Source organism: Streptomyces flavalbus, from assembly GCF_042674625.1.
Taxonomy (GTDB): domain Bacteria; phylum Actinomycetota; class Actinomycetes; order Streptomycetales; family Streptomycetaceae; genus Streptomyces; species Streptomyces flavalbus.
This window is the reverse complement of the sequence record NZ_JBHTEB010000001.1, coordinates 4,247,275-4,259,182: the sequence shown is the minus strand read 5'-3', so window position 1 is coordinate 4,259,182 and position 11,908 is coordinate 4,247,275. Positions and strand designations below refer to the sequence as shown.

Sequence of the window (11,908 nt, the reverse complement as noted above, 5' to 3'; positions counted from 1 at the left end):
CCCAGGTGCCATCCGGGGGCGGATGTCCGCGGGCGCCCGCCGCCGTAGCGTCCTGGGCATGGTCACGGAGGACAGCAGGGGAGAGGTCGTCGTACGACTCGACGGCGTGCGCAAGGAGTACGGGGAGACGACCGCGTTGGACGGGGTCTCCCTGGAGATCAGGGCGGGGGAGGCGGTCGCCGTGATGGGGCCCTCGGGGTGCGGGAAGTCCACGCTGCTCAACATGGTCGCCGGTCTGGACCGGCCGACGGCGGGGACGGTCGTCGTCCGCGGGGAGAACGTGGGGGAACTGGGGGAGAAGGGGCTCGCCCTGTACCGGCGGCGTCACATCGGCATGGTCTTCCAGTTCTTCAACCTCATCGACGACCTGTCGGCGCTCGACAACGTCGCCCTCGCCGGGCAGCTCACCGGCACGCCCGCGCGGCAGGCCCGGCGGCGCGCGCTCGAACTGTTCGAGGAGCTGGAGATCGCCGACCGGGCCCGCGCCTACCCGGCGGTGCTCAGCGGGGGCGAGCGGCAACGCGTCGCCGTGGCGCGGGCGTTGATGAACCGGCCCGCGCTGCTGCTGGCGGACGAGCCGACCGGCGCGCTGGACAGCCGTACCGGCGAGCAGGTCATGGACCTGCTGCTCGACCTCAACCAGATCGGCCAGACGCTGGTCCTGGTCACGCACGACGAACGTCTCGCGCGGCGCTGCGCGAGTCGGCTCGTCCTGCTCGCGGACGGCAGGGTGTCCGGCGAGCACACCCTGGAGCCCGCCGTATGAGGGCGGTGTGGCGGGCGGCGCGCGCGGCGGTGCGGCGGCGCAGGCTCCAGACGCTGGTCATCGGGCTGGTCACCCTGGTCTCCACCGTGGCGATGGTGCTGGCGCTCGGCCTGCTCGACGCCGCGTCCGCGCCGTTCGACAAGGCGTTCGCGGAGCAGCGCGGGCCGCACGTCGTCGCCGTGTTCGACCCGGGCCGGGTCTCGGACGCGCGGCTGGCGCGGGCGGCCCGGGGGCCGGGGGTCGCGGACGCCGCCGGGCCGTTCCGGCAGGCGACGGTCGAACTGCCGCGGGAGGCGGCGGACTTCGGGCTCGGCGGCAACCTCACCGTCGTGGGGCGTCCCGGTCCCGGTGGGCCGGTCGGCCGGGTGGACCTGTGGGCCGGGCGCTGGGCCACCCGGCCGGGCGAGGTCGTCGTCAACCGGCGGTCGGACTGGACCGCCGACGACCTGGCCAAGCGGATCGAGGTGCCGTCCGGTCCCGACCTCACGATCGTCGGGTTCGGCTTCGACCTCAGCCGTACGGCGGACGCGTGGGTCGCGCCCGCCCAGATCACGGCGCTGCGCCCTACGGCCACGCAGATGCTGTTCCGTTTCGAGGACGCGGCGTCGGACGGGCGGCTGCGCGCCCAGTTGGCCGCCGTGACCGAGGAACTGCCGGGGGACGCGCTGACCGGCTCGCGGTCGTACCTCGCCCTGAAGGACCAGATCGGCGGGTCGGCGCGGGCGTACGCGCCGTACCTGCTGGCCTTCGGGGTGCTGGGCGTCGTCGTGGCGGTGCTCATCGTCGCCAACGTGGTCAGCGGCTCCGTCATCTCCGGGTTCCGGCACATCGGGGTGCTCAAGGCGCTCGGGTTCACCCCGGGACAGGTGCTCGCCGTGTACCTGACGATGATCTGCGTTCCGGCGCTGCTGGGCTGTGCGCTGGGGGCGGTGATCGGCAACGTGGTGGCGAAGTTCTTCTTCGACTTCGTGTTCACGGGGCCGGAGGCGGGGGTGTTCCACGGCAGCGTCGGCATCGCGGCGTGGGTGAACGTGGTCGCGCTGCTGGGGATGCCGGTCGTCTGCGTGCTCGCGGCGCTGGCGCCGGGGGTGCGGGCCCACCGGCTCTCCGCGGCGCGGGCGATCAGCGCGGGGGGCGCCGGGAGCGCGCCGCGCGCGGGCCGGGCGCTGGGTGTGCAGCGCCGGTTGGCGGGCAGCGGGTTGCCGCGGGCGGTGAGCCTGGGGGTGGGGCTGCCGTTCGCGCGGCCGGGGCGCAGTGCGCTGACGCTGGCCGCCGTGGTGCTGGGGGTGACCACGGTGACGTTCGCGACCGGGCTGGCCACGACGATGACCAGGTTCGGTGAGGCGGGCCGGGACGCCTACCAGGTCACGGTGTACGCGGGCCGGTACCAGGACGGCAGGGAGGTCCGGCCCGAGCACTCCGACCGGGAGCTCCAGGCGCTGCTCCGCGCCCTGCCCGGCGCGCGCGGGGTGACGGCGCGGGCGGACGCCGAGGTGCGGCTGGCGGGCACCGGCCAGAAGGTGTGGTTCGAGGGTCGCCGCGGGGACGCGCCCCAGTTGGACGGCGTCCTCACCGAGGGCCGCTGGACGCGCCGCACGGGCGAGGTCGTCGCGTCCTCCGCGTTCCTGCGCCAGCAGGGGCTGCGCGTCGGTGACCGCGTACGGCTGGAGAAGGGGGACCGGCGGGTGACGGTGACCGTCGTCGGCACGTTCATGGACAGCAACGCCGAGCGCGTCGCGACCGACTGGTCGACCCTGACCAGGCTCGCGCCCAAGGAGGAGCCCATCGCGTACCACGTCAGGCTCCGCGACGGCGCCGACCCGGTGGCGTACGCCCGCGCCGCGAGGGCCGCCGATCCCGGCATCAGCCCGACGCCGAACGGCGCGAACACCGTGACCCAGACGATCGTCGGCTCCGCCACCGCGCTCACCCTGCTGCTCACCGTGGTCGCCGCGCTCGGCGTCTTCCACACGGCGGTCCTCAACACCCACGACCGGCGCCGGGACCTGGGCATGTTCAAGTCCATCGGCATGACGCCCGGTCAGGTCACCGTGATGACGATGACGTCGATGGCGGTCCTCGGCGCGACCGGCTCCGTCGTCGGCGTCCCCCTGGGCATGGCCGCCCACCACCTGGTCGTCCCCGCGATGGCCGACGCCGTGGACATCGACCTCCCCCGGTACATGACCGACGTCTGGCACCTCCCCACCCTCACCGCCGTGGCCCTGACCGGCCTGGCGATAGCCCTCCTCGGCACCTTCATCCCGGCCCGCCGCGCGGCCCGGCTCACGGTGGCCCAGGTGCTGCACAGCGAGTGAGGCCCCGAGACCCGGGCCACGGGCCTCGGGGCAGGTGGAGTCGGTGTGCGTCCGTCGGGTCGGGTCAGTGGTCGATGTAGCTGAAGTCGCCCACCGTCCAGGCGCTGACGTCCTCGATGGCCACGCGGTACATGCCGCCCGTCTCGGGGATGCCGAGGCTGCCCTGGAGGATGCGGGCGAGGTGGAAGTGGAGGTGGGTGGGCTTCTCGGGGCGGGGGCCTGGGTGCCGCTGGCGAAGACGTCGGAGAACGGGCCGAGTCGGTCGGAGTCCTTCAGGACCTCCGCCACCCGCTCCCGCCACACCGCCTCGGGAGCCAGTCGGCCGGTGATGACGGCGCCGCCGACGACCACGGTCAGCGACATCTGATTGCTTCGCTCGGATTCCACCGCGGCGGAGATGGCGACGAGCAACTCATCGGGGTTCGACATGAGTGCACATCCTATTCGGCGCCCGCCCCGCTGCCCCGGTCTCCCCTAACGTGACCGCTGTGGCGGGCCCGCGACCGTCCCCCACAGCGCCGCCGACAGCCACACCAGGGTCGTGCCGACGGCCAGGTGCAGGAGGCTGGTGAGCAGGGACTCCGGCAGGGCCGTCAGGAACGCGAACACCGGCAGGACGACGGCGTACCCCCAGGCCGGGAGCCTCGGCACCCGGCGGGCGCGGATCGTCGCCGCGCCGAACAGGGCGCAGCCCACCGCGAAGACGACCGCCGAGCCGAGGAGCGCGGGGACCGTCGGGCCGGTCAGCTCCGCCTCGATGGTGTCGTCGTCCAGGAAGAACAGGACCAGGTTCGCCGTGAACGCCGCGCCGCCGAACAGGCCCACGCCGATCAGGTTCACCACGTAGGCGGTCTCGCCGAAGCGGCCCGTCGCGGGGCCCTGGTGCAGGTGGAGCGCGGTGAGGAAGGGCAGCGCGAACGCCGGGGAGAGGGCCAGCAGCACGCTGGTCGGCGCCGTCTCGCCGGTGAACGCCTCCACCAGCGCGGGCAGCCCGATCAGCAGGCCGGACAGCGTCCCGCAGAGGGCGCCCAGGCGGGTGAGGCGGGCGGAGACCGGGGGCGGGGCGGTGCCGAGGGATGTGGACATGGGCACTCCGGTTGGTTGAGGGGGTGCGTTGAGTAGGTGCACGGTAGGGAGGCGTGCGGTCGCGCCGGGAGGTGTGGGAAGGGGAGACCCGGGGGCGGTGGTCACGGTCCTCGCGGGGGGCGGGTGTGCCGTTCGGCATGTGCCGGGTGGCCACCGTCGGCCCGGGTGCGCACCGAATTCCAGCGACCGTGTCGACCCGTCCACAGGGCCCGCCTAGCCTGGGCGGCAACGGGACTTCGGGCGGGTGGGGGGTGCGCATGGGGGCGGCGTACGTGCCGGTGCCGTGGGTCTCGCCGCTGCTGTACGGCGCGGTCCTCCTCGGTGGGCTGTACTACCTGGGCGCCGGGCTCGGTGACGGGGCCCCGCTCGCGTCCTGGCGCACCGCTGGCTTCGTCGCCGGGCTCGTGGCGCTGTTCGCCGTGGAGGTCGCCGGGCGGCGAACACCGGCTCCCTGGGTGCCGCCGCTGGTCGCGCAGGGCGCGCTGACGGCGGCCGTCGTCGCCCTGGACGTCTCGGGGCTCGCCCAGGTGCTGTTCGTCCTGCTGCCGTTCACCGCCTACTTCGCGTACGGCCGGACGGTCGCCCTCGTGCTGGCGGCGCTGTGCGTGGGCGGGCTGCTCGGCGGCTGGCTGCTCACGGCGCCGGGCTGGTACCGCGACATGGAGTACGTCTCCGACCTGCTGATGCTCGGCATCGGGCTGCTGCTGGCGCTCTCCATGGCCGCCGTGGCCGTCGGGGAGCAGCGGGCGCGGCACGCGCTCCAGGAGTACGCCGCCCGGGTCGCGGAACTGTCCGCCACGGCCGAGCGCAACCGGGTGGCCCGGGACCTCCACGACAGCCTCGGCCACCATCTCACCGCGATCTCCGTGCAGTTGGAGATCGCCGCCGAGTTCCGCGAGCTGGACCCCGACGCCGCCGGGCGGGCGATGACGGAGGCCAGGCGGTCGGTGAAGCTCGCGCTGGGCGACGTACGGCAGTCGGTGCGCGCGCTGCGCGGGGAGCGCCGTCCGTCGCTGGCGGCGGCCCTCGCGGAGTGGGCGCGCGACGACGGCGCGGGACCGCGGGTCACCGTCGAGGTGCGCGGCGACGAGGACGGCTACGGCGCCGCGGAGCTGACCGCGCTGTACCGGGCCGCGCAGGAGGCGCTGACCAACGCGCTGCGGCACGCCCGCGCCTCCCGGGTGTCGGTGGCGGTCCGGCTGGACGAGGAGGCCGCGCGGCTCGCCGTCGCCGACGACGGCTGCGGCTTCGTACCCCAGCAGGTCACGGCCGGGTTCGGGCTGACCGGGATGCGGGAGCGGGTGCACCTCGTGGCGGGCAGCGTGGACGTCGACAGCCGTCCCGGCGGGGGCACCCGGCTCACCGTCGTCGTACCGCGCGGGGGTGGTGAGCGGTGAGCGGGGAGCCGGGCTCGGTCGTGCGGGTGCTCATCGTGGACGACCAGCAGCTCATCCGCGACGGCATCGCCGCGCTGCTCTCCATCCGGCCGGGCATCCGGGTCGTCGGTACGGCGGCCAACGGGCGGGAGGCCGTCGCGAAGGCGCCCGAACTGCGGCCCGACGTCGTGCTGATGGACGTACGGATGCCGGAACTCGACGGCGTCGAGGCCGTCGCCGTGCTGCGCGGGCGGGCGCCGGAGTGCCGGGTCGTGATGCTGACCACCTTCGACGACGAGGAGTACGTCGTACGGGCGTTGCGGGCGGGCGCCAGCGGCTATCTGCTCAAGGACCTGCCCGCCGACGAACTCGCCCAGGCGATCCGGCTGGCGCACTCCGGGGTCACCCAGCTCGACTCGTCCGTGGCCGGGCGGCTCGCCGCCGCGCTGCCGCCGCCCGCGCCCGACCCGGTGACCGGCGTCGCGCTCAGCCCGCGCGAGATCGACATCCTGCGGCTGGTGGCGCGGGGCCGGACCAACCGGGAGATCGCCAGCACGCTGTACCTCAGCGAGGGCACCGTCAAGAACCACGTCTCCCGCATCCTCAGCCGCCTCGCCCTGCGCGACCGCACCCAGGCCGCGCTCCGCGCTCGCGACCTCGGACTGCTGTGAACGCCCCCACTCCCCACCCCCGGCCCTACCGCCGCCCCGCGTGGCCACCCGGACCTACGGTGCCGTAAGTTACGGTACCGAAGGTTGCGTTCCGCGACCCCTGGCACGACGTTTGCGAGGATCCATGCGCACTGTCCGGACGGCGACGAAGACCGCTGACCTGCCATGGCTGATACAGGGCGGCATGGGTGTGGGCGTGTCCGGGTGGCGGCTGGCCCAAGCGGTCGCGCGCACCGGGCAGTTGGGCGTCGTCTCCGGCACCGCGCTCGACACCCTGCTGATCCGGGTACTCCAGAGCGGCGACCCCGGCGGCCACCTGCGGCGCGCGCTGGCCGCCTTCCCCGTACCGGAGACGGCCGAGGCGGTGCTGGCCCGCTACTACGTCGAGGGCGGCATCGGCGCCGGGGAACTGTACGCCGCCACGCCCCTGCTCACCGTCGACCCGGCGTGCCCGGCCCGGGAGCTGACCGTCGTCGCCAACTTCTGCGAGGTGTGGCTGGCCAAGGAGGGACACGGCGGCCCGGTCGGCGTCAACTACCTGGAGAAGGTCCAACTGGCCACCGTACCTGCGATGTTCGGGGCCGTCCTGGCGGGCGTGGACTACGTCCTGGTCGGCGCGGGCGTGCCCGGGCAGATACCCAGGATCGCCCGGGGGCTCGCCCGGTGCGAGCCGGTCACCGCGCGGGTGGACGTGGAGGGCGACGACCGGCCCTTCGAGCTGGACTTCGACCCCGCCTCGGTGCTGCGCGGCGCCGACCCGGGCCCGCTGCGCCGACCCCGGGTCCTGGCGATCGTCTCGCTGCCCGCCCTGGCCACCTACCTGAACCGGGACGACGAGACCCGCCCGGACGGGTTCGTCGTCGAGGGCCACCTCGCGGGCGGGCACAGCGCCCCGCCGCGCGGACCGATGCGCCTGGACGAGCGGGGCGACCCCCTCTACGGCCCCCGCGACACCCCCGACCTCGCCAAGATGGCCGCGCTCGGCCTGCCGTTCTGGATCGCCGGGGGCCAGTGCGGGCCCGAGCGGCTCCGCGAGGCCAGGGCGGCGGGCGCGGCGGGCGTGCAGCTCGGCAGCGTCTTCGCGCTGTGCGAGGAGTCCGGCATGGCGGAAGGGCTGCGGCGGCAGGTCGTCGAGCGGGAACTCGCCCGCGAGCTGACGGTCCGCAACGACCCGGCCGCCTCCCCGACCTCGTTCCCCTTCAAGGTCGCCGACCTGCCCGGCACCCTCGCCGACCCCGGTACGAGCGCGGGGCGCGCCCGCGTCTGCGACCTCGGCTACCTGCGCACCCCGTACCGGACCGAGCGCGGGGACATCGACTACCGCTGCCCGGCGGAACCCCTCACGGCGTACGTCCGCAAGGGCGGGGCCGCCGAGCAGACGGAGGGGCGGCAGTGCCTGTGCAACGGGCTGATGTCCGCCGTCGGGTTCGGCCAGCGTCGGCCGCGGCGCGGGGTGGAGCCGCCCGTCGTCACCATCGGGCAGGACCTGGACTTCCTCCGCGAGATCGCGCCGGACGGAGGGCCGTACGACGTCGAGACGGTGGTGCGGTGGCTGTCGGCCGGGTTGACGGAGACGGCGTCCGTGTGAGGCCGGTCCGCTCAGCGGCTCCTGCGCGGCGTCTGCGCCGACTTCGCCGCCTCGGCCTCCGCCTTGGCGTCGTTCACCGCGGCGGCGGCCTGCTTCCCCGCCTCGTCGGCGGCCGTGGCGGCGTCGAGGGAGACGGCGGCGCCCGCCGCGCTGGCCGCGTCGAGCTGCGGGACCTGGGGCTCCCCGGGGGCCGCGGCGGTCGGCTCCTCAGGTTCTCGTGAGGGAGCGGTGGTCGTCGACTGGTCGCCGAACGCGCTGGTGACCGTGCGGATCGCCTCCGTCAGCTCCCCCGGGATCACCCAGAACGTGTTGTTGTCGCTGCCCGCCAGGTGCGGGAGGGTCTCCAGGTACTTGTAGGCCAGCACCTTCGCGTCCGCGTTGTTGCGGTGCACGGCCTGGAAGACCAGCTCCACCGCCTTCGCCTCGCCGTCCGCGCGCAGGATCATCGCCTGCTGGGTGCCCTGTGCCTCCAGGATGTCCTTCTGCTTGGTGCCCTCCGCGGTGAGGATCTTGGCCTGCCGCTCGCCCTCGGCGTGCAGGATGGCCGCGCGCTTGTCCCGCTCGGCGCGCATCTGCTTCTCCATCGCCTCCTTGATGGTGGCCGGGGGGTCGATGGCCTTGATCTCGACGCGGTTGACGCGGATGCCCCACTTGCCGGTGGCGTCGTCGAGGACCGCGCGCAGCCGGGAGTTGATCTCCTCGCGCGAGGTGAGGGTCTCCTCCAGGTCCATGCTGCCGATGACGTTGCGGAGCGTGGTCACGGTGAGCTGGTCGATCGCCTGGAGGTAGTCGGCGACCTCGTACGCCGCCGCCCTCGGGTCGGTGATCTGGTAGTAGAGGACGGTGTCGATGTTCACCACGAGGTTGTCCTCGGTGATCACCGGCCGGGGGTCGGAGGAGTACACCTGCTCGCGCACGTCGAGCTTGGTGTTGATGCGGTCGGCCACCGGCAGCACCAGGTTCAGACCGGGCTGGAGCGTACGGCGGTACCGGCCGAACCGCTCGATGTTGTAGCGGCGCGCCTGCGGCACGATCCGCACGGTGGAGGCCACGAGGAAGACGACCACGAGGGCCGCCACGACGATGGGGATGACGACGGGATCCACAGTGCCTCCGTTGCTGGGTCGCTCAGACGTTGCGCTGTCGCTCGGTCGTTGCCGTGTCGCTCAGGGCAGGAGTTCGCGCGGGTAGACGATCGCCGTGGCCCCCTCGATCTCCATCACGTCCACCAGGGCTCCCACCGGGATCACCAGGCTCTCGTCGTAGGCGCGGGCTGACCACTCCTCGCCGGAGAGCTTGACCAGGCCGCGGGTCGCGGTGACCTCCTGCATGACCTCGGCCCGCCTGCCGACCAGCGCGTCGCTGCCGTCCCGGACGAGGGGCTGCTCCGCGAGCTGCCGCAGCGCGACCGGGCGGACGAGGAGGACCCCCGCCACCGTCGCCGCCCCGAGGGCCAGCAGTTGGCCGAGCAGGCCGACGCCCAGACCGGCGACCACCGCCGCGACCAGCGCGGCGCCCGCCAGCAGTCCGAAGAACAGGGTCAGGGTGAAGAACTCCGCGACGCCCAGCGCCGCGGCGGCGAGCAGCCAGAGGAACCACGGCATCTGATCGCCCTCCTTCAGGGGCCTTCCCCACCAAGCTACCTCTCGGGAGGCCGGGCAGACAGGGACCGCAACCCCCTCATTGCGGGCCGTAGTTGAAAATGACTATCATTAACTTGTCAGCGCGCCGTCACGTTGCGCGCCTTCCTCCATGCCTTCGAAGGGATCACCTTGCGTACCCTCGCCCGCACCCTGACCATCTCCGGCACCGTCGCCGCGGCCGTCGCCGTCGGCGCCCTCACGGCCACCCCCGCGCTCGCCGCCACCACGCTCAGCAGCGGCCACGTCGACGTCCTCGACGCCGAGTGGGACGGCACCAACCTGCACCTGCACGTCCACGACGAGGAAGCCGACGCCGAGTACGACCCGGCCGACGTGACGCTCTCCGTGCCCAGAGCCGCCCAGGTCGCCAACCCCGGCTACGGGTTCCTCGGCACCGGCGCCCGGATATGGCTGCTGCCGGACACCGAGGTCGAGGCCGACGCCGCCGGGGTGCTCTTCCCCGGCGTCTCGACCGAGCACCTGACCAGCGGCGTCTTCGCCAACAACACGGTCACCTACGCCCTCACCGGCGCCACCCGCAACGGCGCCGCCACCGACGACTTCAGCGTCTACGCGGGCAGCGGCAGCCGCTGGTACGACAGCAACCCGGCCACCACCAGCTACAAGTCCAAGTCCTTCGCCGTGGCCACCCACAACCACGCCAACTGGGCCTTCGAGGAGGCGGGCACCTACAAGCTGACCTTCCGGGTCTCCGGCACGGTGGGCGGCGTCACCAAGTCCACCACCGCGACGTACACCGTCGTCGTCAGCTCGTGACGGGCGCCCTGACGCGCGGCAGACGCGCCCTCACGGCCGCCGCCGTCACCGCGGCGGTCGCCGTACCGGCGCTCCTGGGCGCGGCAGGGCTGGTCGTCGGCGGCAGCGGGGCAGCCCGCGCCGTCGGCGGCGCCGTCGTGCTCGACGAGGGAGAGCTGGACCTCACGCCCCGGCTGGTCGACGGCGAACTCCGGTTGCAGATCGACGACCGCAGTGGGGGTACGACGGTGGTGCGCGAGCCGTCGGCGGTCGTGCTGCACGTCGTCCCGGAGTCGTTGCAGACCACGCTCAGCCCCGTCGCCCTCGCCCTCGGGACCACCGACCTCGACACCTGGCAGCTCAACGGCTGGGAGTCCGCCGACCTGTTCGCGCCCGAGCCCGGCTGGAACGGCACCGCCGCGGGCGGCGCCGACACCGAGGTGACGCTCTCGGCGTACGAGGGCCCCGGCGACTTCGGCCTGGTCACCTACACCCGGGACATGGACTTCTCCGACCTCCCGCCGGAGACCCACCTCGGCAGCACCGACACCGCCCCGCGCTCCTTCACCCTCCCCGGCGACCAGCGACGCGCCCTGCCCACCTGGCTGTTCACGGCCGAGGGCGTCCACCGGCTCACCTTCACCGTGACCAGCGGCGGCGCCAGCGACACCGAGACGCTCGCCGTGGTCGTGGGGGACGACGTCGACCCGGCCGACGTCGTACCGGGCGACGGCACCACCACGCCGACGGCCAGCCCCTCCTCACCCTCAGCCTCACCGTCGACGACCTCCCCGCCACCGACCACGGCGCACGTCATCGGCGAGGGACACGTCGACATGGCCGCCCGGCCGGTGGACGGCGGGCTGGAGTTCCAGTTCAAGGAGGGCACCGAGACCCGGCACACCTGGCACGAGCCCGGCGAGGTCGTCCTGCACGTACGGCCCGCCGCCAAGCGGAAGATCCCGCGCGGCTACGACTTCCTCGGCACCGCGGGTGACGCGGTGTGGTGGCTGCCCCTCCAGCAGAAGGCCGGTCTGCTGTGGCCCGGCTGGAACACCCAGGAGTTCGCCACCGGCGACGTCGACGGCCGGATCACCTTCCGGCTCGACTCCGTGCGGGGCCCCGGGAACGTGGCCATGTTCTACGACGACTCGCTGGGCGCCCCCGTCGTCTCGCTGAACAGCGGTGACGGCCTGCCCGACGCGCACACCCTCAAGCCCGGCACGCACAGCCACTTCAACTGGGCGTTCGCCGCGGAGGGCGTCTACCGCACCACCTTCACCGTCAGCGCCACGCTGGCCGACGGCCGGAAGGTACGGGACACGGAGACGGTCGCCTGGGTCGTCGGGGACGACGTCGATCCGGGGGCGGTGGCGCCGGGGGCCGGGACCGAGCCGACGGCCACTCCGACGGCGAGTCCGACGGCGGGTCCGAGCACCACGCCGACCACCGGTCCGACCGCCGGTCCCACGGCGGCCCCGACGGACACGGCCTCACCCACGGCTACGGCCTCCCCCTCGGCCCCGGTGTCCAGCGGCACCGGCACCACCACCCCCACCGGCGCCCTGGCCACCACCGGCACCGCCGGTGCCGCCGTGCTCGCCGGGTGCGCCGGGGCGGCGCTGCTGGCGGGCGGTGGGGCCGTGCTCGCGGTGCGCCGCCGACGCCGTACCGGCCCCTAGGCACCTGTGAAGCACCCTCGGA

General features: G+C 74.0%; 10 protein-coding genes and 1 pseudogene. 7 read left to right on the top strand and 4 right to left on the bottom strand.

Going from position 1 to position 11,908, the window contains the following annotated elements; genetic code table 11:
* Nucleotides 1-58 precede the first annotated feature (58 nt).
* Both ACFQZ6_RS19115 and ACFQZ6_RS19110 read left to right on the top strand, forming a co-directional pair.
* The gene (locus ACFQZ6_RS19115; RefSeq protein ID WP_381610773.1) at nucleotides 59-766 is read left to right on the top strand and encodes an ABC transporter ATP-binding protein; all 708 of its coding nucleotides are present in this window, start codon (nucleotides 59-61) and stop codon (nucleotides 764-766) included.
* The gene (locus ACFQZ6_RS19110) at nucleotides 763-3,084 is read left to right on the top strand and encodes an ABC transporter permease (protein WP_381610770.1); all 2,322 of its coding nucleotides are present in this window, start codon (nucleotides 763-765) and stop codon (nucleotides 3,082-3,084) included. Before ACFQZ6_RS19115 ends, ACFQZ6_RS19110 begins: the two co-directional genes overlap by 4 nt.
* A 64-nt stretch (nucleotides 3,085-3,148) precedes the next feature.
* Here ACFQZ6_RS19110 and ACFQZ6_RS19105 read toward each other — a convergent pair.
* Together ACFQZ6_RS19105 and ACFQZ6_RS19100 are read right to left on the bottom strand one after the other, a co-directional pair.
* Nucleotides 3,149-3,513, bottom strand: a pseudogene (locus ACFQZ6_RS19105) (hypothetical protein).
* A gap of 45 nt (nucleotides 3,514-3,558) precedes the next feature.
* Nucleotides 3,559-4,170, bottom strand: a complete 612-nt coding sequence (locus ACFQZ6_RS19100) for a hypothetical protein (protein WP_381610767.1) — start codon at nucleotides 4,168-4,170, stop codon at nucleotides 3,559-3,561.
* A gap of 257 nt (nucleotides 4,171-4,427) precedes the next feature.
* Here ACFQZ6_RS19100 and ACFQZ6_RS19095 point away from each other — a divergent pair, with 257 nt between their 5' ends.
* From ACFQZ6_RS19095 to ACFQZ6_RS19085, 3 genes are all read left to right on the top strand, one after another.
* Nucleotides 4,428-5,567, top strand: coding sequence for a sensor histidine kinase (locus ACFQZ6_RS19095; protein ID WP_381610764.1), 1,140 nt, complete (start codon nucleotides 4,428-4,430; stop codon nucleotides 5,565-5,567).
* Nucleotides 5,564-6,217 (top strand): response regulator, encoded by a 654-nt coding sequence (locus ACFQZ6_RS19090; protein WP_381610761.1) that lies wholly within the window; start codon nucleotides 5,564-5,566, stop codon nucleotides 6,215-6,217. Before ACFQZ6_RS19095 ends, ACFQZ6_RS19090 begins: the two co-directional genes overlap by 4 nt.
* Before the next feature lie 124 nt (nucleotides 6,218-6,341).
* A complete protein-coding gene (locus ACFQZ6_RS19085) occupies nucleotides 6,342-7,805 on the top strand; it encodes a nitronate monooxygenase (RefSeq protein ID WP_381610759.1) in 1,464 nt (487 codons plus the stop codon).
* A gap of 11 nt (nucleotides 7,806-7,816) precedes the next feature.
* Here the strand turns inward: ACFQZ6_RS19085 and ACFQZ6_RS19080 are convergent, their stop codons facing one another.
* Together ACFQZ6_RS19080 and ACFQZ6_RS19075 are read right to left on the bottom strand one after the other, a co-directional pair.
* Complete coding sequence (locus ACFQZ6_RS19080; protein ID WP_381610756.1) at nucleotides 7,817-8,911, bottom strand: SPFH domain-containing protein; 1,095 nt, start codon at nucleotides 8,909-8,911, stop codon at nucleotides 7,817-7,819.
* A 60-nt stretch (nucleotides 8,912-8,971) separates the two neighbouring features.
* A complete protein-coding gene (locus ACFQZ6_RS19075; protein ID WP_381610753.1) occupies nucleotides 8,972-9,409 on the bottom strand; it encodes an NfeD family protein in 438 nt (145 codons plus the stop codon).
* A 168-nt stretch (nucleotides 9,410-9,577) separates the two neighbouring features.
* Here ACFQZ6_RS19075 and ACFQZ6_RS19070 point away from each other — a divergent pair, with 168 nt between their 5' ends.
* Nucleotides 9,578-10,225 carry a choice-of-anchor M domain-containing protein gene (locus ACFQZ6_RS19070; protein ID WP_381610750.1) on the top strand — a complete coding sequence of 216 codons (648 nt, stop codon included), beginning with the start codon at nucleotides 9,578-9,580 and terminating at the stop codon, nucleotides 10,223-10,225.
* Entirely contained in the window at nucleotides 10,222-11,886 is a 1,665-nt protein-coding gene (locus tag ACFQZ6_RS19065) for a choice-of-anchor M domain-containing protein (RefSeq protein ID WP_381610748.1), read from the top strand. The genes ACFQZ6_RS19070 and ACFQZ6_RS19065 overlap by 4 nt, the downstream gene beginning before the upstream one ends.
* The last annotated feature ends 22 nt before the right edge of the window (nucleotides 11,887-11,908 follow it).